19 protein-coding genes and 1 pseudogene are annotated in these 26,018 nt (G+C 44.0%); 17 read left to right on the forward strand and 3 right to left on the reverse strand.

What is annotated here, in order from left to right; genetic code table 11:
- Window positions 1-18: 18 nt before the first annotated feature.
- Complete coding sequence (locus HQN90_RS29395) at window positions 19-4,515, forward strand: RCC1 domain-containing protein (protein WP_173225795.1); 4,497 nt, start codon at window positions 19-21, stop codon at window positions 4,513-4,515.
- 80 nt (window positions 4,516-4,595) lie between these two features.
- On the opposite strand, the gene HQN90_RS29400 is transcribed toward HQN90_RS29395, so the two are convergent.
- Window positions 4,596-5,786, reverse strand: a complete 1,191-nt coding sequence (locus HQN90_RS29400; protein WP_173225797.1) for an MFS transporter — start codon at window positions 5,784-5,786, stop codon at window positions 4,596-4,598.
- A 140-nt stretch (window positions 5,787-5,926) separates the two neighbouring features.
- On the opposite strand from HQN90_RS29400, the gene HQN90_RS29405 reads away from it, so the two are divergent.
- The 9 genes from HQN90_RS29405 to HQN90_RS29445 all read left to right on the forward strand — a co-directional run bounded on the left by HQN90_RS29405 (window position 5,927) and on the right by HQN90_RS29445 (window position 14,473).
- Window positions 5,927-6,520 carry a TetR/AcrR family transcriptional regulator gene (locus HQN90_RS29405; RefSeq protein WP_173225799.1) on the forward strand — a complete coding sequence of 198 codons (594 nt, stop codon included), beginning with the start codon at window positions 5,927-5,929 and terminating at the stop codon, window positions 6,518-6,520.
- 48 nt (window positions 6,521-6,568) lie between these two features.
- A complete protein-coding gene (locus HQN90_RS29410) occupies window positions 6,569-7,207 on the forward strand; it encodes a nitroreductase family protein (RefSeq protein ID WP_173225801.1) in 639 nt (212 codons plus the stop codon).
- A 321-nt stretch (window positions 7,208-7,528) separates the two neighbouring features.
- The gene (locus HQN90_RS29415) at window positions 7,529-8,386 is read left to right on the forward strand and encodes a M15 family metallopeptidase (RefSeq protein ID WP_173225803.1); all 858 of its coding nucleotides are present in this window, start codon (window positions 7,529-7,531) and stop codon (window positions 8,384-8,386) included.
- 19 nt (window positions 8,387-8,405) lie between these two features.
- Window positions 8,406-9,101, forward strand: a complete 696-nt coding sequence (locus tag HQN90_RS29420; RefSeq protein WP_173225805.1) for a response regulator transcription factor — start codon at window positions 8,406-8,408, stop codon at window positions 9,099-9,101.
- Window positions 9,094-10,194 (forward strand): sensor histidine kinase, encoded by a 1,101-nt coding sequence (locus tag HQN90_RS29425; protein WP_173225807.1) that lies wholly within the window; start codon window positions 9,094-9,096, stop codon window positions 10,192-10,194. The genes HQN90_RS29420 and HQN90_RS29425 overlap by 8 nt, the downstream gene beginning before the upstream one ends.
- Window positions 10,195-10,226: 32 nt before the next feature.
- The gene (locus tag HQN90_RS29430; RefSeq protein ID WP_420851096.1) at window positions 10,227-11,102 is read left to right on the forward strand and encodes a carbohydrate ABC transporter permease; all 876 of its coding nucleotides are present in this window, start codon (window positions 10,227-10,229) and stop codon (window positions 11,100-11,102) included.
- Window positions 11,103-11,112: 10 nt separating this feature from the next.
- Entirely contained in the window at window positions 11,113-11,988 is an 876-nt protein-coding gene (locus HQN90_RS29435; RefSeq protein WP_173225811.1) for a carbohydrate ABC transporter permease, read from the forward strand.
- 8 nt (window positions 11,989-11,996) lie between these two features.
- Window positions 11,997-13,136 (forward strand): efflux RND transporter periplasmic adaptor subunit, encoded by a 1,140-nt coding sequence (locus HQN90_RS29440; protein ID WP_246362898.1) that lies wholly within the window; start codon window positions 11,997-11,999, stop codon window positions 13,134-13,136.
- Between the two features lie 26 nt (window positions 13,137-13,162).
- Window positions 13,163-14,473, forward strand: coding sequence for an ABC transporter substrate-binding protein (locus HQN90_RS29445; RefSeq protein ID WP_173225815.1), 1,311 nt, complete (start codon window positions 13,163-13,165; stop codon window positions 14,471-14,473).
- A gap of 84 nt (window positions 14,474-14,557) precedes the next feature.
- Here the strand turns inward: HQN90_RS29445 and HQN90_RS29450 are convergent, their stop codons facing one another.
- Complete coding sequence (locus tag HQN90_RS29450) at window positions 14,558-15,400, reverse strand: AraC family transcriptional regulator (protein WP_173225817.1); 843 nt, start codon at window positions 15,398-15,400, stop codon at window positions 14,558-14,560.
- Between the two features lie 253 nt (window positions 15,401-15,653).
- On the opposite strand from HQN90_RS29450, the gene HQN90_RS29455 reads away from it, so the two are divergent.
- From HQN90_RS29455 to HQN90_RS29475, 6 genes and pseudogenes are all read left to right on the forward strand, one after another.
- On the forward strand, window positions 15,654-18,215 hold the full coding sequence (locus HQN90_RS29455) for a metallophosphoesterase (RefSeq protein ID WP_173225819.1): 2,562 nt from the start codon (window positions 15,654-15,656) through the stop codon (window positions 18,213-18,215).
- A 411-nt stretch (window positions 18,216-18,626) separates the two neighbouring features.
- Window positions 18,627-19,799, forward strand: a pseudogene (locus tag HQN90_RS39035) (family 8 glycosyl hydrolase); the annotation flags it as partial.
- A 51-nt stretch (window positions 19,800-19,850) separates the two neighbouring features.
- Entirely contained in the window at window positions 19,851-20,513 is a 663-nt protein-coding gene (locus tag HQN90_RS39040) for a discoidin domain-containing protein (RefSeq protein ID WP_246362906.1), read from the forward strand.
- Between the two features lie 226 nt (window positions 20,514-20,739).
- Complete coding sequence (locus tag HQN90_RS29465) at window positions 20,740-21,537, forward strand: DUF817 domain-containing protein (protein ID WP_173225823.1); 798 nt, start codon at window positions 20,740-20,742, stop codon at window positions 21,535-21,537.
- Between the two features lie 94 nt (window positions 21,538-21,631).
- Window positions 21,632-22,834 (forward strand): macrolide family glycosyltransferase, encoded by a 1,203-nt coding sequence (locus HQN90_RS29470; RefSeq protein WP_173225825.1) that lies wholly within the window; start codon window positions 21,632-21,634, stop codon window positions 22,832-22,834.
- A gap of 47 nt (window positions 22,835-22,881) precedes the next feature.
- Complete coding sequence (locus HQN90_RS29475) at window positions 22,882-23,391, forward strand: GNAT family N-acetyltransferase (protein WP_173225827.1); 510 nt, start codon at window positions 22,882-22,884, stop codon at window positions 23,389-23,391.
- A 134-nt stretch (window positions 23,392-23,525) separates the two neighbouring features.
- Here the strand turns inward: HQN90_RS29475 and HQN90_RS29480 are convergent, their stop codons facing one another.
- Window positions 23,526-24,449, reverse strand: a complete 924-nt coding sequence (locus HQN90_RS29480; RefSeq protein WP_173225829.1) for a DMT family transporter — start codon at window positions 24,447-24,449, stop codon at window positions 23,526-23,528.
- Window positions 24,450-24,516: 67 nt separating this feature from the next.
- Here HQN90_RS29480 and HQN90_RS29485 point away from each other — a divergent pair, with 67 nt between their 5' ends.
- Window positions 24,517-25,944 (forward strand): aminotransferase-like domain-containing protein, encoded by a 1,428-nt coding sequence (locus HQN90_RS29485; RefSeq protein WP_246362899.1) that lies wholly within the window; start codon window positions 24,517-24,519, stop codon window positions 25,942-25,944.
- The last annotated feature ends 74 nt before the right edge of the window (window positions 25,945-26,018 follow it).

Raw genomic sequence — 26,018 nt, forward strand, 5'->3', positions numbered from 1 at the left:
AAGGAGGAAATCAAAGGAATGAATCGGAGACGTAGAAATCAGATTGCAGGAAAAATGTTCGCATGGTGCATGGTCATTTTCATGATCTCAACCACCCTATTTGCAAATTCTGTACATGCAGCTAACGGGTGGAGCCAATACGGTAAGATCGGATCAGAACAAGGCAGTGGGTTGGGGGAGTTTGGGTACCCGCTCGGCGTGGCAACAGATAGCCAAGGCAATGTCTATGTCGCGGATTACGATAACAATCGCATCCAGAAGCTCGATGTATCTACTGGCGTTTGGAGTGCATGGGGCAAAAGCGGCAGAGCAGCAGGCAGTGGTCTTGGTGAGTTTAATAGTCCAGCCGGCATCGCTGTAGATAGTAAAGACAATATCTATGTGGCCGATAAACTTAACCATCGCATCCAAAAGCGGGATGCCATCACAGGGACTTGGAGCAAATGGGGCAAAACCTACAACGGTCCCAATGTTCTGGATTATGGTTGGGGAACAAACCCTGGTGAGTTTCACCTGCCAACCGGCGTGGCGGTTGATCAGGAAGGCAATGTGTATGTGGCCGATACGGCGAATCAGCGCCTCCAGATGCTCGATGCAGCCACAGGGAAGTGGACTGCATGGGGGAAAAGCGGTCAATCGACAGGAAACAAACTTGGTGAGTTTAAGCAGTTGACCGATGTGGCGGTGGACAGCAAAGGAATTGTCTATGTCGCGGATTATGAGAACCATCGCATTCAGAAGGTAAAGATCGAAAAAAGTGAAGTAACAGATGCAGGTGGGAATGCAGCATTCATATATACGCCTACATGGAGCGAGTTAAAGAAAAACGGAGGCGGATCAGGCAGCGGCCTTGGTGAGTTTGATGAACCCTATGGCGTTGCGGTAGATACGCAGGGGAATTTATATGTAGCGGATAGCAACAACCATCGCATTCAGAAGCTATTGATAGCAACAAATACATGGACCAAGTGGAGCAAAGACTACGACGGTCCAGATATTCCCGATAATGGTTACGGAAGCGGCCTCGGTGAGTTTGATTATCCAACGGGTGTTGCAATCGACCACATGGGCAATGTCTATGTCGCCGATTACAACAATCATCGCATCCAGAAATTAGCTAAATATATGCCCCTCTCAGCAGGTGGATCTCATTCCGTCGCTATTCAAACAGATGGCAAAGTATGGACGTGGGGAGCGAATAGTAGTGGTCAACTTGGACTCGGAGATGCTGGGTTTGAAACCAATCGCAAAACGCCTGTGCAAGTAATGAAAGAGGACGGGACTGGTTTCATCGCAGTTCAAGTTGCCGCAGGAGGCTCTCACACTGTAGCATTAGATCCCGATAAGCATGTATGGACCTGGGGGAGCAACACGGACGGTCAATTGGGAAGTACGGGATCAAGTCGAAACAAACCTTACAGGGTAGACAATATTGCTGATGTAACTGCCATTGCAGCAGGTACGTCTCATACTGCAGCACTGAAGGGAGACGGTACTGTATGGACGTGGGGATCGAATGCAGAGGGACAATTAGGGCTTGGAAACATAGAGATTCGAGTATCTCAACCTAAGCAGGTCATGCTAGCAGATGGAACAACCCCATTGATTGCCAAATCCATATTTGCTGGATACAACCAAACATTAGCCATTGATTTGAAGGGTACACTTTGGATGTGGGGTTCCCAAGGTGACAGTGCGAATAAATATTTACCAGTGAAAGTAACACACAGCGATGGTTTAGACCTTAAAGCCGTGTCAGCAGCAGCTGGTCTGAAATTCACAGTTGCTTTAGATGATACCGGAAAGCTATGGACGTGGGGGTACAATGGCACTGCAGGGGCATTGGGAATTGGCATAGTCGACAATGGGACAATTCCTTATCCGCTCACCCAAGTAAGCGGACTTACGGATATTACAGCGATTGATGCAGGCTCTATGCATACACTCGCTTTAAAGCAAGATGGTACAGTCTGGGCTTGGGGAAATAATGAGTATGGTCAAGTGGGTAATTTGAGCAACGTGAATAGTCCTGTACCTGTCAACGTGCTCAACCAAGACGGGAACATCTTTCGCAATGCTGTTGCTATAGCCGCAGGGGGGGATAATACGGGACATTCCCTTGCAATGAAGAAGGACGGCTCGATCATCGCCTGGGGTTCTAATGAGGCTGGGCAATTAGGAAATGGTAAGAACGTTGGTAAAAATTATGCAGAAGTTGTTGCAGGATCAACTTTCACCGTAACCTTTGATTCGCAGGGCGGTAGTGAGGTGTTGCCTCTGAGCGATATTACGAAGAATGCCAAGATTACAGCACCAGAAGCTCCGACTAGAAATGGCTATTCATTTGCTGGTTGGTATACGGATTCAGGATACAATGCGCCTTGGGATTTCGAGGCAGATACCGTAACGGCCAATCTGATCTTATATGCCAAATGGACAGATCAAACCTATACAATTGCACCAATTAGCAATCAGACGTTAACGGAATTAAACGTTGGTTACGCGAGCGGCACCCAGGAAACGAAGTCAATTGTGATCACTCGTACTGGAACAGGCGTCCTGGAGAATGTATATGCAGCGATAAGTGGAACGAATGCAGGAAGTTTTGACATTACGGTTCCTCAAGTGACGAAGCTGGATAAAGATACGCCATCTACGACTTTTTCAATAAAAGCAAAAGATGGATTGGCAGCGGGGATTTACACGACGACGGTTACTGTAAAAGCAACGAACATGACCGATGTTGTGCTCAACGTAACTCAAACAGTAAAAAAATCATCGGATCCTGATCCAATACCGACTTATACCATTGCACCAATTAATAATCAGACGTTAAAGGAATTAACTGCCGGTTACCCGAGCGGGATTAAGGAGACGAAGTCAATTACGATCACTCGTACTGGAACTGGCGTCCTGGAGAATGTATATGCAGCGATAAGTGGAACGCAATCAGGAAGTTTTGAAATTACTGCACCTCAAGTGACGAAGCTGGATAAAGATACGCCATCTGCGACTTTTACGATAAACGCAAAAGACGGATTGGCAGCGGGGACCTACACGACGACGGTTACCGTAAAAGCAACGAACATGGCCGATGTTGTGTTCAACGTAACTCAAACGGTAGTAACACCTTCCCATTCGGATCCTGATTCAACGCCACCAACAGGTTCGCCTTCAACAACAACCAAAGAAGAAATCGTGGTGGACGTACGGGCAGGAGAAGGAGACGTCATTACCAAAACACCGATCACTCGTACAACAGAGCCGAACGGCATGGTGAAAGACGAAGTCATCCTTACCTCGGAGCGTGCGAAAGAAGCGGTAGATCAGTTAAAGAATAAAACCGATAAAACCGCACGTATCGTCATTCCCGACGAAAAGGACAAAGTATCGCAGATTGATGTGAAGCTTCCTGTTAATGCAATAGGTACATTGGTGGCTGGGCAAGCCAATTTCGAAATCTACACGAACAATGTCCGTATCGTGATTCCAAGAGAATCCTTGGATAACTTCAATAAGGACCTCTACTTCCGTCTTGTACCGATTAAGCAAGATAGCGAACGGAAATTAGTTGAGGAACGGGCGAAGAAGGAAGAGCAGATAAGGGAAATTGCCAAGGGACAAGAAATTAAACTCTTAGGCCGTCCGATTACGATTGATACAAACATGCAAAGCCGTCCCGTGACGCTTGTTCTTCCGCTGAAGGACAGCTTGCCGCAGAATGAAGCCGAACGCCAAGCGATCTTGGACAATCTTGTTATCTTCGTTGAGCATAGCGACGGCACCAAAGTACTGATTCGCGGCGAATTGGTTGCGTACAAGCAAGGTGAGAGTGGCATCCGATTCAGCATTAACAAATTCAGTACGTTCTCCATGGTCTATATGAAAGGCACAGGAACGCATAAACCTTATATTAATGGGTTTGTTGACGGCACTTTCGGTCCTGAGAAAACCGTAACCCGGGCCCAAATGGCGGCAATGCTCGCACGTAATCTCGAAACTGTGTACAAAGGCAATGGCATTGCGTCTTTCAAGGATATCGAGGCGAAGCATTGGGCATTCCAAGACATGGAGATCGTAAATCAGGCTGGCTTAATGCAGGGCTACGCAGATGAACGTTTTGGCGCAGAAGATGGTATAACAAGAGCGGAGATGGCTGTCATTGTGGATCGCTGGATGGCGAAGCAAGGCAAAGCGAGCGGTAGCACAGCTTATGACACGATCTATACGGATCTTACCGACAAACATTGGGCATACCAAGCGATTATGCATGTCCGCGGTTATAACATTATGGAGGGGTATCAGGGCAATGCCTTCGCTCCGAACCAAAAGCTTACCCGCGCTGAAGCGGTGAAAATATTAAATCGCCTGTTCAATCGCGGGCCGCTGTATGGCGTCAAGTCATCAAGTTTTACGGATGTGCCCAGCAGCGATTGGGCATTCTATGAAATCGAAGAAGCTGCCAAAGCGCATCAATGGGTGAAAGACGACAAAGGCAAAGAGATTGAAAAATAATAGAAGTAATCGGTAGAAGGTTATTCTTCAAACATAACATTGTTTGAAGAATAACCTTCTACTTGTTTTAGAGGAATGGATTAATGGGTTTCCTTCGCTCTGTCTGCTTTCTTAATCATAAGCCCGAGTTGCAAGCTGGAATAAACAACAGCCACCCCTACCAGAAGCGCCGTACATCCAATAAGTAATGTTACTCCTCCATAAGAATAAAGTAAGCTTCCAAGCATTGGAGCTGTGGCCATGCCCAAGTAGCGTACAAAATTGTAGACTCCAATAGCAGTAGCGCGCTCCTTCACGAACTCTGCCGATAACAGCGTAGGCAGCGCCGACATTGTAAGTCCACAGAAGAAGCCGATGATGCCTAGTGTAATTAGAAGTGCAATCATGGACATCTTCGCGGCAATAATGAACAGGATCAGGCCGATAATCACAGATGAAAAGGTCAGATTCAAGCTTTTGGCCGAACCGAGCTTTGTTTGCAATTTCCCGCTGAGTTTACTGCCAATAAGGCTGAATGCCACGAGCAGCATGGAAGCAAGACCAATCTGTGCGACAGATAAATGGTATCCGTCTTTGAGGACGATTGGCAGGAATACGATCAACGTATAAAACACATCATATAAAACAAAGCCCGTTAATAGCACGGAAGAGCCGGTTCTATTTTTGAAGATTCGTGCAAATGACCCCAGATCGAGTCGTTTACTTTGGACGCTGACCGGACCAGTTTCTGGAAAAACAAAAATGACGACCAGCAGCATAATGAATGCCGTGACAGCCAGAAAGCCAAATGCGCCTGAATAACCGGCAACACTACCAATCGCACCCCCGATTAACGGACCAAGAGCAGGTGCAATCCCCAATATCATCTGATAGGTCGCCATGGATTCGGCACGTTCTTTCCCTTCAAATAAATCACCAATCATGGTTGCTGCTACCAGCGGAACGGCAGCCGCTCCAATGCCTTGCAACAGCCGGAAACCCAAAAGCATCTCAATCGAGAAGGAGAAGCTGCATCCTATTGTAGCTGCTACATAGATAATCATACCGGGCAGGAGTATTTTTTTGCGTCCAATTCGGTCAATCAAAGGTCCGTAAACAATCTGAAGAACGGCAAGCGCAACAGTGAACAGGGTAACACTGAGATTGACCATATACAAAGACGTGTGCAGTTCCTTTTGAATCTCAGGCATAAGTGGAACATACAGGTTTTGTGCAAAAGATACGATGGCTGCACAGAATCCCAGTGCATACAATATTTTTCGATTGGTCATAAGAAATTTGCACTCCCTTAATTTATTGTTGACTGAGTGTCAGTCGATGTAGTATAAAGTGAAGTATAGTTTATTGACTACCTCTCAGTCAATAAATATATTATAATGAAGAAATGAAGTGATCAATGGAGGAAAATCAAATGCCACGAATCTCAAAGGATCCCGAAGTTCGAAGAAATGAAATTTTGGATGTTGCCATGGAACTATTCCAAATGAATGGGTTTGAGCATACGTCAGTCAGCGATATTGTCAAAAAAATGGGAGTTGCCCAAGGAACGTTTTATTATTACTTTAAATCAAAAGAAGAGGTTGTTAACGCCGCTTGCGAGCGCACTGTATTCTCGCGGCTTGCCGATGTGAAGAGTACCGCAGACAACGCTGAACTAACCGCGTTCGAAAAACTGAGTCAGGTCATATTGAATGCTATGCCCACGCCCCAAGAACAAACGGTATTAGATTATTTGCATGATGCGAGTAACATTACCTTGCATCAGAAATGGAAAGTGGCAGAAATTAAGGCACTGATTCCTTCCATAGCGGAAATTGTTAGGCAAGGTGTACAGGCGGGTGAGTTCTCTGTTAAGCACCCTGAAGAAGCCGCAGAATTTCTGCTAGTCGGGGCTGCCTTCTGGTTAGATGACGGTATCTTCAAATGGTCCGATGAAGAATTGGCGACAAAAAGACAATCTCTGCATTGGATCTTCGATCGGCTTTTGGGAAGGGAAAACGGCTAATGACGATTATGTATAATCCATCAAACAAGATAGAAAGAGGAGATATCCATGAACGAAGTGAACAAGCGGAAAGACTTTAACGACATTATTACCGGGCGCCGGGCGATTGCTAATTACGATCCGAGTGTCACAATCAGCCGTGAAGAAATGAGCGAGATATTGACAGAGGCGACGCTTGCTCCATCCTCTTTTAACATGCAACCTTGGCGTTTTCTTGTCATCGAGAGCCGAGAAGCCAAGGAAACTTTGCTTGCGCTTGCGCCTTTTAATGCTTCACAGGTGAACACATCTTCGGCAGTTATCGCTGTTTTTGGCGACCTGCAGATCGTGAGCAATGCGGAAGAAATCTACGGGAAAGCAGTAGAGCATGGTTATATGCCGCAGGAAGTGAAAGAGAAGAAGTTGGCCATGTCGGTCCCCTATTTCCAGAACCTTCCGATCGAAGCGAAGAAGGAATCCGTTTTAATCGACAGTGGTCTCGTTTCCATGCAATTGATGCTTTCTGCCCGTGCCCACGGATACGATACAAACCCCATGGCAGGATTCAATAAAGGCCGGATTGCTGAAGCTTTCGGTCTAGAAGCGGATCGTTTCATACCTGTTATGTTGATCTCAATAGGCAAAGCCGCTAACCCTGGTCACGGTTCCGTTCGACTGCCGATTGATAAAGTTGCTCAGTGGAAATAGATCGTTATAAGCATAAGGACAGTCACTCCATTGGGGGGCTGTCCTTATTTCATTACAAAGTGTGAAAGTATCATATTCAGACCCCCGTTCTAAAAGTGTGCAAATGAATGTAAAGGGATGAAGGTAAAAGCTGATTTCATTGGACAAATTCCAATGCCGAAGAATTAATACCTGCTTTCGAAACGGATAAGTAACAAAATTCCACCCTGCACAATAGAAAGCGTACCCTCAGAGTTTAAGAAAAATTTTATATTTAACCCCACTTCTTTTTTAATAGTTGTCCTTATCCTAAAGTAAATGAACGATAAGGAGGAAACTACGATGAAGAAGTGGGTTTTTGTGTTTGTTATTTTTGTACTGGCTGGCTATGGCGTTGCTCAATATAAATGGAAAGCCGTGAACGAGAATACTCGGGAAGAAGCCAAAGAAGCTCCCAAAATGACTCTTCAAATGAAAGATCTCAAAGTAACAAAAGATCAGATTTATAAAGGCAATTTGTTGTTGGTTAATAAGGATTATCCTGTCCCCGCAGGTGACGAAGTGTCCGAAGCGGTCACTCTGCTTGAGCATAAGGAACTGCTGAATGGATTTATTGTGCTGGATAAAACGATACAGTTGTCGCCGGATTTGGTGAAAAAATTCTCAACCATGATTGGAGCCGCAGCAAAAGATGGGGTTAGCCGGTTTCTAATCAGCAGCGGTTATCGGAATCATAAAGAACAAAATAAGCTCTATCAACAAATGGGGGCTAAATATGCGCTGCCAGCAGGCTATAGCGAACATAACTTAGGTCTATCGCTTGATATTGGCTCTACGCAATCAGAAATGAGTCATGCTCCTGAAGGAAAATGGCTGATAAAAAACGCATGGCGTTACGGGTTTATTTTGCGATATCCGGCTGACAAAACGGCAATCACAGGTATTCAGTTTGAGCCATGGCATTTCCGTTATGTTGGTTTGCCGCACAGCGCAATTATGCAGGAAAAGAATTTTGTTCTGGAGGAATACTTGGATTTCTTGAAAGAAAAGAAGACCTTTACGACTGTAGTAGATCATCAAACCTATGAGATTTCTTACTATCCTGTCGCCCAAAACAAGACGATCCCTGTGCCAGCGAATGGCCGCTATGAGATATCAGGAAACAACGTGGACGGCGTCATTGTGACCGCGTCTAATTAAGTAAAAGTGGGTGGAACGAATGAAGTCGATCACAATTCTAATCGCCGATGATGAGGCAGAAATTGCCGATCTGATTGAGTTGCATTTGGAAAAAGAGGGCTACTGTTGTCTGAAAGTACCTGATGGGCTGGAAGCTATTTCAGCTATTCAGACGCATGATATTGATTTGGCGATTTTGGATATTATGATGCCTAAACTGAATGGCTTTGAAACAACAAGGAAAATTCGAGATCAATATCATCTGCCTATCATTTTCCTAAGTGCGAAAGGGACTGACCTTGATAAAATTACAGGCTTAGTAAGCGGAGCGGACGATTATATGACCAAGCCTTTCAATCCGATGGAATTGGTTGCTCGCGTGAATGCTCAGCTGAGGCGTTCGAAGCAGTTGAATCAGCCTCCAGCAGCGAATAAAACTGTTTTGGAAGCAGGTGGCATGTTTATTTATCCGGAGCAACGCACAGTTAGCATTTATGGTGAAACGATTGAAATAACTCCAAAAGAGTTTGATATTCTTTTCCTGCTGGCCAGTTATCCGAAGAAAGTTTTTAGCGCTGAGAACATTTTTCAGCAGGTGTGGGGCGAGACCTATTATGAAGGCAGCAATACGGTCATGGTGCATATTCGCACTTTGCGGAAGAAGCTTGGCGAAGACATTCATAAACACAAATTGATCAAAACCGTTTGGGGTGTGGGGTATACCTTCAATGGCTGAAATCACCCAAAGTTTCCGCTTCAAAATGATTCAACTCTTTGGTTTAAGTATGCTTTTCTCCGCGGCCATTACTTATATGTTCTATAAAGTGCTCCAATTCTACTATTATACGACCAAGTTTGAAAATCCATTGACGAAAATCCGGTATTTGATTAGAGATATTGGGGATATTAACTTCTTTTTGCTTATTTTCATGCCACTCTCGTTTTTGTTTTTCTTTCTCCTCACCAACCGATATGCGGCTTATTTCAATGAAATATCCCGCGGGATTCATCAGCTTGCGAAGGGTGACTTCAACAGTCGTATACATATTCCGTCCAAAGATGAATTCGGGCATATTGCCAGAGATATCAATTTGGCCAGTGAACAATTGCAGCAGGCTTTGGAGAGAGGAGATTTCGCGGAAAACAGCAAGGAACAATTGGTCTTGAATTTAGCTCATGATCTGCGTACGCCGCTGACTTCCGTTTTAGGTTATTTGGATTTCATTCTTCAGGACGACCAATTAACGGCAGAGCGAATCAAGCACTATACGAGCATTGCCTATACCAAGTCTCAACGTTTAGAAAAGCTGATTGACGAGCTATTCGAAATCACTCGAATGAATTATGGCAAGCTGATCATTGAAAAAAAGCAAATCGATCTGAGTGAATTGCTCATCCAGCTTAATGAGGAGTTATATCCTGTCTTTGAGAAAAATAACGTAACAGCCCGTTTGAATGTGACTCCGCATTTGACGGTTTGGGGTGACGGTGAGCTGTTGGCGCGCGTATTTGAAAATTTACTGACGAATGCCGTGCGCTATGGAAAAGATGGCCAGTTTATTGATATTAATTGCTATGCTCACGCAGAAGAAGTAATGGTTCAAGTGGTCAATTATGGGTTTTGCATACCTCCGGAAGAGCTGCCGTATATCTTCGATATGTTTTATACCGGCGATCAAGCGAGAACTCATCGTGAGGGGAGCACTGGCCTTGGCTTGTCCATCGCGAAGAACATTGTCGTGCAGCATCAAGGCACAATTTCGGTCAAGAGTACTGTCATTTGCACGCTTTTTGAAGTGCGTCTTCCGCAAGGAGGAAATGGAGAATGAAGAAGTGGCATTTATGGCATGGCGTTAAGGGGATGAAACAGATAAAAAGATGGACACGAAAGGATGGAACGGCGGCTTTGATGTTTCTCATGCCAAGCGTTTTCGGATTTGCACTGTTTTATCTGATCCCTTTTGCCGTTGGAGTGTTCTATTCTTTGATGGACAGTACGGTAGACAGTCATTTTGTCGGATTGGATAATTACCGCGAGCTGCTTGCGAGCCAATCCTTCCAAAAGGCGGCATCGAATACGTTTTATTTCAGTATCGTCAGTGTGCCGCTGATCCTTGTCCTGTCGCTAGGCTTGGCGATCCTTTTGAGTAAACATATTTACCTGCGAAAATGGCTGCGAACTGCCTATGTGATGCCGCTTGTCGTTCCCGTCGCCTCGATCATTCTGATCTGGCAGATGTTGTTCGATTGGAACGGATCCTTGAACGCTTGGCTAAGTAGCTTCGGATTTGAACGTGTGGATTGGATGAAGACCGATGCGGCCCGAAACGTCATCATTGTCGTTTATTTATGGAAGAACATCGGCTATAACGTGATTTTATTCCTGGCAGGGCTGCAGCAAATCCCGAAGGATTATTACGAAACTGCGAAAATTGAAGGGGCAGGGCGTTTATGGCAATTTGGCCGCATTACACTTGTGTATTTAACATCTACAATGTTTTTTGTTGTCATCATGTCGATTATTAATTCGTTTAAAGTATTTCGGGAAACGTATTTGATCGCCGGCGATTATCCGCATGACAGTATATACATGATGCAGCACTATATGAACAACATGTTCACGTCGCTTAATATGCAGAAGCTGACTGCCGCGGCGACCTTGATGGCCGGCTGTATTCTTCTGATCGTCATGGGATTGTTTGCACTTGAACGCCGCTATCGGCAGTTCATGGAATAGGGGGAAGGCTATGTTAGTTGCTAAAATATTGCATAAAAGTGTATTAACGGTCGTCATGGGCGCAATAGCAGTCCTGTTATTAATGCCCATTGTGATTACTTTCACAAATTCGTTCATGACAGAACAAGAAATTGGCATCAATTATGGACCAATAGGTCAGATGAACAAAGCGGCAGAAGGAAGGCCAAATCCCTTTGTAAATTTGAAAATAGTGCCGGATCAGGTGACCTTGGAGCAGTACGGCAAGGTGCTTATAGGCAGCCCGAAGTATCTGGCAATGTTCTGGAATTCGGTATTTATGGTGGTACCGATCATCGCTGGTCAAACCCTCGTAGCAGCGCTTGCTGCCTACGCGTTCTCCAAGCTGCAATTTCGTGGCCGGGATCCTTTGTTTCTTGTGTATGTCATGACAATGCTCATGCCATTCCAAGTGACATTAGTGCCGAATTACATGATGGCGGATAAGCTTGGGCTGCTGAATAGTACGAATGCAATTATCTTGCCAGGCATCTTCGCAGCTTTCGGTGTGTTCATGCTCAGACAGTTCATGTTGGATATTCCATATGCCTATATCGAAGCGGCTAAGCTCGACGGAGCAGGACATTTGCGAATTTTCTACAAGATTATCATGCCAATGATTAAACCAGGTCTGGCTGCACTTGTTATCCTCTTGTTCGTCGATTATTGGAACATGGTGGAGCAGCCGCTTATTTTTCTGGACGATCCCTTCAAGCAGCCATTGTCAGTTTATTTATCCAGGATAAATGGGGAGACGGGGATTGCTTTCGCTGCATCCATGCTCTACATGGCTCCGATGGTCCTGTTGTTTCTGTATGCAGAAACGTATTTCATAGAAGGCGTTCAATTGTCTGGCATTAAGGGGTGATGGTTGAGTTGAGGTTTTTGAAGCAAATCGTGTTCATTGTTTTTATAGGATTGTTATTATTTTTTACGCTGTTCAGCAACACGCTGCAGTCATTGACTTTGCCGAAAGTGCGAACAGAAAAAGCGGCTGGCGGCAGTCTTTTATTTACGATTGAAGGCAGTGGTAATCTGTATCCAATCGCCGAGGCGAGACTATCGAACCCAGCCGGCTGGAAGGTTCTCCAGATTCTTGCGAAAGAAGGCGATCGTGTGAAGAAGGGACAAAAGCTAATCATTTATGATAGCAAAACTGCCGAACGAGAATTAGAAGATGAAATAACGAACTTAGAAAAGCAGAAAATCGAGTTGGAGAATGTTCAAGATCAGTTGATTCAGTCGACCACGCAAGGGGACGAACTTAAGATACGGGATGCAAGACGCAATATCCAAACGCGTAAACTTGATCTAGGCACACAAGAACGAAAAATCAACGAGTTAAGAGATCGTTTGACTAGGCAGCAGGAAATAACGGCTCCGTTCGATGGCATTATTAACAAATTGAATGCGATTGAAGGCGTAACATCCACGAGAGAACCGGATGTCCTTATCTCGAATAGTAGCTTAGGGTATCGATTGGATATTCCTGCCAATTCAAAGTTAATTGCCAGCTTGGGGATTTCGAGCGGAGAGAAGATAGAGGTCAAGGTACATACAGCAGCAGATAAAGACCAAGAACAACAAATCCGTATGATCGATGGCACGATTGATGAAGTGGCAAATGTACAACCTCGAACCGATAGCGCATCGGGTGAAGGAGATGCGCTTGCCCCAACGATTTCGCAGAAGACTCTTCGCATCAAGGTTAATGATTCTGAGCTGAAAGGGGGTGAGAAGGCAGAGATCAAATGGGAGAAACGCTCACACCAAGAGGGGCTTGTCATCTCCAATGAGGCGATTCATCAAGACCGTGACGGCATGTTTGTTTATAAAATAGACGAGCAGAGGGGGGCTTTTGGCAATGTCTTTGTTGCTCGTAAAGTCCGAATTCAGTCCAGTGAAGCGAATGGCAAAGAAACAATGATTCAAGCGGATAGCCTCTATAAGGATGACCTGATGATTATGGAAAGCAGTGAACCTTTACAAGACGGCAACCGTGTACGCTTGCAATAGTTATAACTCAAGGAGGCATTTATTCGATGAAAAAGTGGATGTATATGATTTCGATTGGTATTTTAGCAACGACAATGACCGCATGCAGTTCTGGAGGAAGCGAGAAATTGGCAAATACGGAGAAACCGGTAACCAAAGAGGGGAAAAAGGTCGTTACTTTAGCGATGCAGCTATGGCCTTCGACGATGCAAGAATCGAGCCTATTGTTTCAGAACATAGAGAAAAAGTTTGAAGAAAAGTATCCGGATATCGATCTGCAAATTCAGATTTCAGAGGATTATGAGAAATACAAAAAAACAACGAATACAGCCTTGCTTGCCGGGAAAGGCCCGGATATCTTCGAAATAAGCAGTTTGCCCATCGACGATTATGTGAGCAAAAAGCTTCTCCTGAACATGGATGAGACGATGGCGAATGACAAAACACTGAATAAAAACGATTTGCAAACGAACATTTTGGAGGCATTGAAGCAGAATGGCGGTTTGTACGCCATGCCTATGGGGTTCTCCCTGCGTGCTTTCGTAGGCGACGGGGACATCCTTAAGAACACGACTGTCGACGATAAGAATTGGACCTGGACGGAGTTTGCAAAGATCTCGAAGAAACTGGGGGAGAGTGGTAAGGAGCGCCGGTACGCTTTAGCGAATGACCCGCCGGAGCTCCTCCTGCAAGAATTGATCGTGGATAAATATTCAGAGTACGTTGATCATTCAACGAAAAAGGCCAAGTTTGATTCTCCCTCGTTCGTGGGCGTGATGCAACAAATTAAGAAAATGTATGATGACAAAGTCATGACTTCAGAACCGGCGGATATAGGCAAGCAAATGTTCTATTCTACTATTTTGCAATCACCGGAGAACTTTATTAATGGTCTACATCAAATCTTTTCAAATCCGAAACTTCTGCAAAAACCAGAACAAACTGCTCGTGCGAGGATTATCACGGATTCCCAGTTCGCCATTCAAGCCAAATCTACGGTGAAAGAGGAGGCTTGGAAGGTGATTGCCTTCTTCCTATCCGAGGAAGGGCAATCCCTGCAAGGGAGACACGGATTTTCAATGCTTAAATCTGTGAATGAGAAGCAGTTGAACGACATCCAGAAACAAGTTAAGAGCGGAAAGTATATGCTTCCTAACGGAAAAGCACCCAAAGTGTCGGACGAAGAATTTACGAAGTTCAAAGAGTTCATTCATACAGCGAATAACTATTCGGTGGCAGACGGTAAAGTGATTTCCATGATAGGAGAGGAGTCCGCATCCTTCTTTAGTGGACAAAAGTCTGCGGAGGAAGCAGCCAAGCTGATCCAGAACAAGGTGACAACTTTCTTAAACGAATAGCAACCATTGAAACTGAAGCAGCGCACATCTTGCGCTGCTTTTTCCTAGCTGTCACCCAAATAGGGAAACAGAAGAAGGTCTGTCTTACAATTTAGATTGTTTGCGGAAGCTTAGTGGCGAGATGCCCGTTATTAATTTGAACGTCCGTCCGAAATGCGAAGCATGATCAAATCCGACCATGCCGGCAATTTCCGTAATATTATAGGAAGAGCTAACAAGCAGCTCACGTGCTTCTTTGATTCGAATGTTGTTGATATATTCAATTAAAGTAAAACCGATTGCTTCTTTAAAGGTTCGGCAGAGGTAGGAAGAGCTTATGTCAAATTGCTGTGAAATATCACATAGCTTAAGTGGTTCCATATAATGAACGTTGACATAACTAACGATATCGAGCACTTTCTTGTGCGTACGGTTGGATTCAATCACCACCCCAGTTTCGTGACTGTCGAATATTTTGCGATTCAAATAGAGAAGCAATTCGACCAACAAGAGATGCTGATACTGTTCATATCCGCGAGCTTGCTTCTTCCCCTCGTGAATCATTTTCTGAAAAAGCTGTTCAATGAAGAGCTGATCCTTCCCAATCGTCTTCAAGGCGTGGTAATCACTTGTGAAAAGCTCGAGCAACTCCTCACACTGACCGTCGGTGCAGAAATGCTGAAGAAACTCTTTTTTGAATAGTAAAGTGACTCGTTCATAGGTATTGTTGTTAGAGTTTACTAACTTATGTATTTCGTAAATATTCATAAACAATAGAGTTCCCGCCACAACTTGATAAGTTCTCTCACCGATAACATAATAAAAATCCCCCGATACTAAATACAAAATCTCATAGGCATCATGGTAATGTTTCGAAGGCATGCTGGTATACATCTGTTTCTTACGACTGATCTCGAAAGAAGTAGACTCATAATATACGGGCTTCATAAAGCACCTCCTATGAGAATTGTAGACTTAATATTCAATTAAAAGCAATATTTGTATAAAAAATAATATTCGCAAGAATATATGTGCTGTTCGGTCAAATGTTCTGGGATATACTCTAAGTGTATTTGCTAACGGATAGCAAAGAAAGGGGGATTTAATAATTCGATATGAAGATATTGTAAGCTGAATAGGCTTTACGGTCAGGTTTACAGCGACGATGATTGGAAACTCAAATGAAGAGAGGGATGGACGAATGCCTAGCAACCAACCGTATCTCAAGATCAGATGGTCCTCTATTACCCGTGTCGCGCTTATTTGTTTGCTGCTTGCCATGGATGTGATCGGTCTCGTCTCGAAAGCTGAGAACGCATATGCAGCTCAAGAAACGATTGCCCAGTGGATATTCAATAACAAGGGTACAAATGGCGTATTTCCAGCTACTGGCGGTGTTTTCCAGACGACTTCATCCTTACGCGACGTAGGTACAAATACGAACGAGTACGCTTACGAGTCCGGCGAAAACAGCGTACGCAACCAAGGCTGGAATAGCGGAGTAGGCACCAAATATTGGCAAGCAACCGTTTCCACAAAAGGCTACGAAAATATTCTGCTCTCCTCCCAACAAACATCATCTAGTACAGGCCCCAAAAACTTTAATGTGCAATACAGCACAAATCAACAAAATTGGATAGATATTCCTGGCGGAGCCCTAGTTCTAACGCAAAATAATTTCAATTGCTCTAACAATTCCTGCAAATTAACAAATCTTCCTTTGCCTTCAGGAGCTAACAACCAAGATGTGCTCTACATTCGGTGGGTCGTTAATTCCACCACAAGCGTAAGCGGAGGAACGGTGCAGAGCACGGGATCCAGCCGGATTAAAGATGTCCTGATAACAGGAACACATAGTGGCGGAGATCCAGGCAGCACGCCTACGCTTGAGGTAAGCAAAATTCCTGCTTCTGGGGCTGCAGATATCTCTCTCACGACCGACATTACCGTTAAATTCAACAAATTGATTCAGCTGGACACCACTTATCAGGCTACAATCACAGATAATAATGTGCCTCTTAGCGGTGTTTCTGTCTCACTCCTTGGCCAAGATACAGTGAAAATCAGTCATCCAAGCTTGGCTGCTGGCAAAACCTACAAGGTGACCCTCCCTAAAGCACTCGTTAAAGGGGCAGCGGACGGCTTGATACCGAGCAATGATATTGTTTGGAGCTTCAAGACGAAATCTCCCGATACGGGAACTAAAACACCTACACTGCTTAACATGACGTTTAATGGGGATCCCAAGACAAGCATGGCTTTCGACTGGTATACGGTGGAAACGGTTAAAGGTACTACCGTCCAAGTTGTTGAATCCACACAGGTCATAGACAACCAATTCCCCGAACAACTGGCTGTTTCCTTCGCAGGCAGTGCAACTGTCATCGATACGTTAATGACTTCAAGCGACAGAAGCTCCAAAAATTATAAAAAGTTCGCCAGCCACAAAGCGATTGCAAGCGGGCTCAAACCTGGAACTAAGTATACTTACCGGGTTGGCAACGGCGATGCGGATGGATGGAGCGAATTGGGTTCTTTTACAACGGACACGGCAACGAATCAGAACTTTCATTTCCTCTATGCGACAGACTCGCAAGGTTCAAGCAAGTCGAATTTCGATTTGTGGCAGGATACGTTCAAGCGAGCTATTGAGAAAGCCGGTGATCCCAAGTTCATGCTTCTCACAGGAGACTTGACGGACGACGGTGATTTGGAGCAGCTCTGGCAATGGTTTTTGGGCGCACCCAAAAAGGAATTTGCCAACGTGCCGTTTGCTCCGGTTCTTGGCAATCACGAGGTAGAAGATTATCCGAATAATAACTTCTTTTACCACTTTAATTTACCAAAAGATGTTGGAACGGGTTCACATGATGGGGCGGTGTACGCGTTTGAATACGGAGATGCGCTCTTCATGCAAATGGATGCTCAATACGAAGGCCAAGTTAATCCCTACCAAGTAGATGCTCAATTCACGAAGCAATTGGAGTGGATGCGGAACCAAGTGGCGAAGTCTGATAAGAAATGGAAGTTCGTCTCCATGCATAAGGGAGCTTATTCTTCAGGGGACAATGCATCGGCAGAAAACGAACGGGTTAAATTTTACCGTAAATATTTGATTCCCGTTTTTGATGAGCTTGGCGTAGATATGGTATTTGAAGGACATGACCATATGTATATGAGATCTTACCAAATGCTGAATAACGCTAAGGTTAATAATGTCATTATTGATGAGCAGGGCAATGCTGTGAATCCTCAAGGAATAGTTTATTTGATGGGCAACTCAGCCGCCTCTAAATTTTATACGCTGAATCCCAACGCAGATACGTTCTTTGCAGCAAAAAACCTTCAGCCAAACAAGAAAATGTTTGTGGATGTTTCCATAACAAGCGATGTATTGAAGTTTACCTCGTATACGGCAGTTAAAGACCAACCTCTCGCTGTTTACGATGCTTACAGCATCAAACGGTCAGATGGGAAACCTAATCCAGCAGTCAATTCAGCTGCGGTAAGACAGTCAGGCAACCGTGCCGCCATTACGTGGAATGCTCCTGCAAGCAGCACAGAACCGGTGAGAGGCTACCGCATTTACGAGAAAAACGAGAAAGTCAGCACCAATTGGAGTGTCTATGTGCCAGCCGTAAGTGGACAGAACAGCTACAGTTTGACGGTTAACGGGATTGATCCTGCCAAATCTTATAATTTTGTTATTAAGGCAGTTGGCACAAGAAACAATTCGCTGGGAACTGAAGCAGGATTTCCATGATACCATCTGAAAAGTAGAAATAGTCCATATTTTAGTCGGAATTATTAATGGGCATGAGTTGTCAATCATTGTATGATTAGGCAAAAGCTTCTTTGACGCAATGGATAACAGTGTTTCAGCGCTGCGGAGTGCCCCTTGGAATGATGCCTCCGCAGCATTGGATCCGCTTTCAAATAGTCACTTTTATCCTAAAAGTTTAATCGCTTTAATTTGTGAATGGCATGAAAGGGGGGACAGTGACACCGCATCGTTTCTGAACGATTCGAATCGTAGGAAGAAAAATAATCAATTGGAGGTATTAACATGAATATGACCAAGGTAAAACCCGCTAAAAGCACGCTGAAATTGTGCTCTATTGCTGTGCTTTGCTTCACTTTTATTTCGGCACCTTTGCTTTCACCTGCATTAGAGCAAAAAGCGGCTGCGGCTGGTGAGCAAAAGCCTTTTCCACAGCAAGTGAGTTATCCTGGCATTACAAAACCTAATCATGTCACACAAGCCCAATTGAATACAGATGTCGCTACTTACTATAATTCTTGGAAGGCAAGCTATCTGAAAAACAACTTGTCCTCCTTGCCAGGCGGGTACTATGTGAAAGGGGATATAACCGGAAGCGCAGATGGGTATAAACCGCTCGGCTCTTCGGAAGGTCAAGGATATGGCATGGTGATAACTGCGTTAATGGCAGGTTATGATGCGAATGCCAAAACGATCTACGACGGTCTTTATAAAACAGCTAGAGCTTATAAAAGTTCACAAAATGCAAACTTGATGGGTTGGGTGGTAGCAGATGCCGCAGGCGCTCAAGGACATTTTGACTCGGCAACCGATGGGGACATTGACATTGCTTACTCCCTGATTCTAGCCCATTATCAATGGGGGTCCACAGGTACGATCAATTATTTGGCAGAAGCCAAAAAAATGATTACAAATGGGATTAAAGCCAGCAATGTTACGGACAATAATCGACTAAACCTTGGCGATTGGGATGGCAAAAACGTCTTGAATACGAGACCTTCGGATTGGATGCTCAGTCATTTAAGAGCCTTTTACGATGTTACTGGTGACCAAGTTTGGCTAAACGTCATTAATAATCTTTACTCGGTTTATACTTCATTCAGTGCTTCTTACTCGCCAAACACGGGGCTGATTTCTGACTTTGTCGTAGGCAATCCTCCCCAACCAGCGCCAAAAAATTATTTGGATGAGTTTCCAGAAACCAACGAATACAATTATAACGCGGCTCGTGTTCCTACAAGAATTGTTATGGACTATGCACTATATGGAGATGCGAGAGGTAAAACGATTGCTGACAAAATTGCTACCTGGATTAAAGGAAAAACAAGCAACAATCCAAACAATGTGAAAGATGGCTATAAATTGGATGGAACGGTGACAGGTTCTGCTAGCGGACCTGCAGGTGTTTTCGTCTCACCATTCATTGCAGCAGCTGTATCGAACAGCAGCAATCAAGCATGGATCAATGACGGCTGGGACTTTATGAAAAGCCATAAAACAGGCTACTACGACGATAGCTTTACGATGTTGAACATGCTTTTCATTTCGGGCAACTGGTGGAAGCCAGCAGCTGGAGGAACAACTCCCGATACGCAAGCGCCTACAGCACCAGCGAACTTGACGGCAGCAGCTTCATCCAGCAGTCAAATTAATTTAACTTGGTCAGCTTCAAGTGATAACGTTGGCGTTACCGGATATCAAGTTTATCGTGCAGGTACGCAAGTTGGAACTTCAACCACTACTTCTTATAGTGATACAGGACTCACTGCGTCCACCGCATACAGCTATACGGTCAAAGCTATTGATGCAGCAGGCAATCTTTCCGGGGCAAGCAATACAGCAACTGCTACTACCAATAGCGGAACGACACCGCCATCGAATCTAGCTCTGAACAAGACAGGTGTATCGAGTTCAAACGAAGGAACGAGCTATACAGCGGCAAAAGCCTTCGATGGCAACGCAACAACCAGATGGGCGAGTGTCGAAGGGGTTGATCCTCAGTGGATCTATGTGGATCTTGGTTCTGTGAAGAAGATTAGTCAAGTGAAACTATCCTGGGAAGCTGCTTATGGGAAGAGCTACAAGATTCAAGTATCTACGGATAGCGGAACTCCTACGAATTGGACCGATGTTTTTTCGACAACTACGGGGAATGGTGCGATTGACGATATTTCAATTGCCCCTCAGAATGCCAGATACGTAAGACTGTATGCTACAGCTAGAGGGACTTCCTACGGATATTCGTTGTATGAATTTGAAGTATATGGGACAGATTCCTAAGCCGGAAATATCTCAAAACAAAAAACGTACTCGATCAAGATCTGATCTGATCGAGTACGTTTTTTGCCGTTCACTTAAGGAATGATCGGGTTATTTGAAAACAAGAAATATGAAGCGAAAAAAATTCTCTTTTTTAATCGGGGCTTCGCCTTTATTCTTGATTAAGACAAAAGAGCAAGTGTCAATTGCCGAGTCGTAAGATTATTTGAGAAGGAGATCAGATTCATTGAAACCAATCATTCAACTACTGCATTTTGGCTATCATCAGGCGATGAGCTGCATTTTTCCTGTTGCGATCTTTGGAACTTTAGCTCTCTCTAGCGTAATAGAGGTACCTTTCATTCATCGATATGATGCTATTCTACTTATCCTGCTTGGCGTGCAATACTTCATGTTCCGCAGCGGATTAGAGACACGTGATGAAATCAAAGTCATCTGCATTTTTCACTTCATTGGATTGCTGTTGGAGGTGTATAAGGTATGGATGGGATCATGGTCATATCCAGAACCTGGGTATACGAAATTGTTCGGTGTTCCGCTCTATAGCGGATTTATGTATGCAAGTGTAGCAAGCTTCATGTGCCAGGTGTGGCGGAGACTGCGGATGGACATGACTGGCTGGCCTGGGCTCAAATCTTCGTTGCTGATAGGAGGAGCCATCTATTTCAACTTTTTTACTCATCATTTTATTCCTGATTTACGTTGGTGGTTAACAGCACTTGTGTTTATTGTCTTCTGGAAAACATGGATCATATACCGGGTACGGACTACAACTTATCGTATGCCCTTAACTCTCGCTTTTTTCATTGTAGGTTTTGTCATTTGGCTAGCAGAAAATATAGCCACTTTCTTTAATGCCTGGCAATACCCTAATCAGCACGAAGCTTGGCGGCTCGTTAGTTTCAGCAAGATCAGCTCATGGTTCCTTCTGGTAATCATTAGCGTCATCATCGTTGCTCAACTTAAATATGTTAAAGCTAATCGAACTAAGGATGCGCATACTGGTAAAATTACACAAATGTAATGATTTGGAAGAATAAATAACGTATAATTTAACAGAAGGCTGTGGTAAATAAATCTTTTCTTAGATAGATATAAATTTGGCAGGAGGGGTAGCAATGGCGCGCGTTTTGTTTATTAATGGTGGATCAGAAGGACATATTAATCCAACGATTGGAGTTGTGCAAGAGCTTATTTCGCGTGGGGAAGAGGTCGTGTACTTTTCTAGCGAAGCATTTCGTGAGCGTATGGAGAAGACGGGGGCTTCCGTACGGACATTTGACGATCAAAAATTTATCAAAGCCTTTATCTCCGGTGGAAGAGATTATTTACTCGAAAGAATCAACGGTCTTTTGCTTACGGCAGATATTGTCATACCAAGCGTTCTTGAGCAGATCAAAGATGAGCATTTTGATTATATCATCCATGATTCGATGTTTGGTTGTGGACGTTTACTTGCGCAAATTCTTAAGCTTCCCGCCATCAACTCCTGTACTTCTTTTGCGCAAACCAAAGAATCATTCGATCAAATGTTGGAACAGCTTTCTCTAAAAATTCCTACAGAAATTGTTAAACCTATACACGATAATTTTCAAAGCCTGACGGTGATGGTGAAGGACAAATATGGGGTGGAGATCCATTCCGCTTACGAAGTGTTTTGTAATCCTGCACCACTTACACTCGTTTATACAACTAGGGAGTTTCAACCATCGGGAGAAGCTTTCGATCAAAGTTACAAATTTGTAGGTCCATCTATTTCTTCACGATTAACGCAAGAAAACTTTGACCTTCCAGCCATCAAGGAGAAAAGCCCAATTTACATTTCACTGGGTACTGTCTTTAACCAAGCAATTGATTTCTATAAGCTTTGTTTTGAGGCATTTGGGAACACGGACCATGCCATTGTCATGTCTGTTGGGAATAGAACCCAAATTTCTGATCTAGGGGAAATCCCTGCAAACTTCATCGTAAAAAATTATGTTCCACAAACAGATGTCCTGCAATTCGCTAAATTATTTATTACACATGGTGGAATGAACAGTGCTCAGGAAGGCCTCTACTACGGAGTACCGCTAATTGTAATCCCGCAAAGCGCGGATCAGCCGATCATTGCCGACCAAGTTGCCCATATCGGAGCAGGCATTGAATTACAAATGGAAAACTTGACTGCAAATCAACTACGTGAAGCCGCAGATCGTGTGTTAAGCATTTCATCTTTCAAGAAAGCTGTTGCGAATAGTAAGGAATCCTTTCGAAAATCAGGTGGGTATCATCAAGCTGTTGATGATATTTTTGAATTTAAAAAACAGAATCATATCTAACTGAACAATTATACATATCCTATTTTATGGAATTGGAGCCACTTACCATGAAAGTATTAGAAACGGAACGGCTGATTCTTCGTTACCAAACCATTGAGGATGCGGCTTTTATGCTTGAGCTTATGAACGATCCTTCTTGGATCCAGTACATAGGCGATAAAGGCGTGAGAACCATCGTTGAAGCGCAGGACTATATTTCAAAAGTAGCTCTAGACGCGTATGCCCGGTTGGGCTACGGATTTTATTTGACGGAGTTGAAGGATGAAGGTATTCCGATCGGCATCTGCGGCTTGGCCAAAAGAGATTTCTTAGAAGCTGTAGATGTGGGATTTGCTTTTCTTCCTATGTTCTGGGGAAAAGGCTACGCCTTTGAGGCTACTTCCGCAGTGATGGAGTATGCACAATCAGAATTAGGGATAAAACGAATTGTGGCTATTACCACAGAGCGTAATCATGCATCGGCCAAACTGTTAGAAAAGCTGGGGCTGCATTTTGAAGGTATGACCCCAAATGCGGGTAAAAATGAAGAATTGCGCTTGTTTGCGATGAACCTCTAGAATGGGCAGAACAGTTTATTGCAGTAAGGCAGAACGTTAACTTCATAAGGGAAGACCAATAAAGCAGGCGCCGCGGCGACCTGCTTTATTACTTAAAAATATTGGGATCTAAATTGTTGTATTCCCACTTAATTTCAAACTTTAGATGAATTTGTTCTTGTCTTTGAGCTCAAAGTCAATGCCTTCAAGCTACTCCAATTTGCAATTACGGTTCCGGCGATAATCGTCAATACACCCGCTGCTGTAACCCAAGTGGTTGTCTCCCTATAAAATATCATACCAATGATAAGTGCAATTGGCGGCGATATATAGAGCCAAGTTGATGGAAAGAAAGGATTCGTCTTAGCCACGAGCCAATAGAATAGACTATGTCCAACCATAGAGCCAATAACGATTAAGTAAAGAAGAGATCCGGTTACTTTAATTGTTAATAATGACATGATGTGAATGTGTTCTGTGAATGAAGACAACACAAGAAGAAGTAGGCCCCCATAGATCATTTGGGCCGAATTTAGCGCGATGGGCGATTCCTGCGAGAAGCGTTGAATGACTCTTTTGGAGTACAAGGCAGATGAACAATAGCAGAACTCCCCGATTAATATGGCAACGCTGCCCATCAGCCACCATAGATTTGATGTTACTGTAAGTTTCGGAAGAAGTAACAAGACGACTCCAGAAAATCCGATTATACAACCTAATACGGTTGAAGGTGTCGTCTTTTGCCGCATCACAAAGGTCTGTATAAAGAGTATCATGATCGGCCCCGTAGCTGACAGTACGGCAGCGATGCCAGAGGAGACATATTGCTCCGCCCAGTATAAGGTGGAAAAAGTAGCAAACGTCATCCCGATTCCTGTAAAAAACATTTCTTTACGGAATAGCATAGAGAAGCTGGCTTTCCTCCTACGTACCATCCAACATAATAAAACCAAGCCAGCGACAAAAAAACGGACCCCCGCAGAAAAAAAAGGTGGTGCGGATGCATCAACACCAATTTTAATTGCCAAAAAGGTTGTGGAAAAAATCAGACATACGAGTAAGTAATTAAAAATAATCATGGATGTTCCCCCTCTTAGTTAGTATCATACTAGATAGATCACAGAACAGATGATGGGAGTAGAACAGATGAATGAAAAGGAAATGGCTGCAGATGACGGAAAACGACTTTTCAAACAAGTGTATGATTACGTTATCCATCGCATTGAGCATGGAGAATGGAAGGCATATGAGAAGCTGCCTTCCATTCGTCAACTTGCCGAGGAGCTAGGTGTACACCGACTAACGGTATTTCGGGCGTATCAGATGCTGAAACACAACGAGAAGGTCTATGTGAAGGAGAAATCCGGTTATTATGTAAATCCGAATGTTCCTGATCGAGTTGTATTGGAGTATGGGGAGGATCAGCCGATTGTAGTCACCGGGAAGCTAATAAACTCCTTATCTGACATACAACGAGTATCCGTAGTCGATCAGTTCTCCCAAGCACTGATCGATCCGAATTTGCTTCCGAATCTTTTCCTTTCTGAATATGTAAAGAAAGTGTTTGACATGTATCCCAAATTAATGGGCACATACTCTACCGTTCAAGGGGACGAGGAGCTTCGCGAAGTTCTTAGCCACTATATGATGCAGAATCACCATATTCAGCTCCGTACAAGCGATATCATGATTACAACTGGAGCGCAGCAGGCCATAGATTTATTATCACGCATATTCATTAGCCCGATGGATGCTGTTATGATAGAGCGTCCGACGTATAGTGCAGCGATTGATATTTTCCGCCAACAGCGAGCACGGTTTGTTCCTGTCGACATTCACCCGCATGGCTATGATATAGCGAATGTCGAGATGTTAATGAAGAAGTATAAACCGCGATTTTTTTATATGAACCCCACCTTTCATAATCCGACGGGGTATACAGTTCCCTCATCCCAACGAAAGCAACTTGTTGAATTGGCTGAACGGTACCGGTGCTTGCTAATTGAAGACGATGCATTTCACGACATGTATTTTGATGGACCGCCTCCACAGCCTTTGTTTACTTATGATACGGAGGGATGGGTCGTTTATCTCCGCAGTTTCAGTAAATATGTGGCGCCAGGTTTGCGAATTTGTGCTATCATAGCGAGTCCATCCGTAATGAAACTGCTGCTTACAGCAAAGTCGCTAGCAGACAACGGGTCACCGTTAGTCAATCAGAAAATCTTTCTCCACTACTTTCAATCGGAGCGATTGCAGCAACATATAGAGAAGCTGCGTATTGCTCTCCAAGTCAGAAGGGATATTATGGAGAAGGAGTTGACTCCTACCGGTTGGAATTGGGTCAGCCCAAGAGGAGGACTTAATTTATGGATTAAATTACCAGAAGTTATTCCTGTTGAACAGTTCTTGAAAGCATGCATGCAGCAATCTATCTCCTTCGTTCCAGGTATCATTTGCGATCCGCTAAGGAAAATGCAATCTCAGATTCGCTTGAGTTATTCTTTTATCAATGAGAAACAATTGCAGCAAGGTGTCAAAAACCTTGTAAACGTTGCTGATCGCTATAGGTAACCGTAGAGGCGGTTCAGAAGATTCTGCTAACGGACAGAATAATAGTGCAACCATTTATAATTAAAATCGTCTAA

The sequence above is a fragment of the Paenibacillus alba genome (assembly GCF_013204855.1).
GTDB lineage: Bacteria > Bacillota > Bacilli > Paenibacillales > NBRC-103111 > Paenibacillus_E > Paenibacillus_E alba.

Coding starts and splice junctions, on each gene's coding strand:
- HQN90_RS29395 (WP_173225795.1), top strand. CDS start 19: ATGAATCGGAGACGTAGAAATCAGATTGCAGGAAAAATGTTCGCATGG.
- HQN90_RS29400 (WP_173225797.1), bottom strand. CDS start 5,786: ATGACCAATCGAAAAATATTGTATGCACTGGGATTCTGTGCAGCCATC.
- HQN90_RS29405 (WP_173225799.1), top strand. CDS start 5,927: ATGCCACGAATCTCAAAGGATCCCGAAGTTCGAAGAAATGAAATTTTG.
- HQN90_RS29410 (WP_173225801.1), top strand. CDS start 6,569: ATGAACGAAGTGAACAAGCGGAAAGACTTTAACGACATTATTACCGGG.
- HQN90_RS29415 (WP_173225803.1), top strand. CDS start 7,529: ATGAAGAAGTGGGTTTTTGTGTTTGTTATTTTTGTACTGGCTGGCTAT.
- HQN90_RS29420 (WP_173225805.1), top strand. CDS start 8,406: ATGAAGTCGATCACAATTCTAATCGCCGATGATGAGGCAGAAATTGCC.
- HQN90_RS29425 (WP_173225807.1), top strand. CDS start 9,094: ATGGCTGAAATCACCCAAAGTTTCCGCTTCAAAATGATTCAACTCTTT.
- HQN90_RS29430 (WP_420851096.1), top strand. CDS start 10,227: ATGAAACAGATAAAAAGATGGACACGAAAGGATGGAACGGCGGCTTTG.
- HQN90_RS29435 (WP_173225811.1), top strand. CDS start 11,113: ATGTTAGTTGCTAAAATATTGCATAAAAGTGTATTAACGGTCGTCATG.
- HQN90_RS29445 (WP_173225815.1), top strand. CDS start 13,163: ATGAAAAAGTGGATGTATATGATTTCGATTGGTATTTTAGCAACGACA.
- HQN90_RS29450 (WP_173225817.1), bottom strand. CDS start 15,400: ATGAAGCCCGTATATTATGAGTCTACTTCTTTCGAGATCAGTCGTAAG.
- HQN90_RS29455 (WP_173225819.1), top strand. CDS start 15,654: ATGCCTAGCAACCAACCGTATCTCAAGATCAGATGGTCCTCTATTACC.
- HQN90_RS29470 (WP_173225825.1), top strand. CDS start 21,632: ATGGCGCGCGTTTTGTTTATTAATGGTGGATCAGAAGGACATATTAAT.
- HQN90_RS29475 (WP_173225827.1), top strand. CDS start 22,882: ATGAAAGTATTAGAAACGGAACGGCTGATTCTTCGTTACCAAACCATT.
- HQN90_RS29480 (WP_173225829.1), bottom strand. CDS start 24,449: ATGATTATTTTTAATTACTTACTCGTATGTCTGATTTTTTCCACAACC.
- HQN90_RS29485 (WP_246362899.1), top strand. CDS start 24,517: ATGAATGAAAAGGAAATGGCTGCAGATGACGGAAAACGACTTTTCAAA.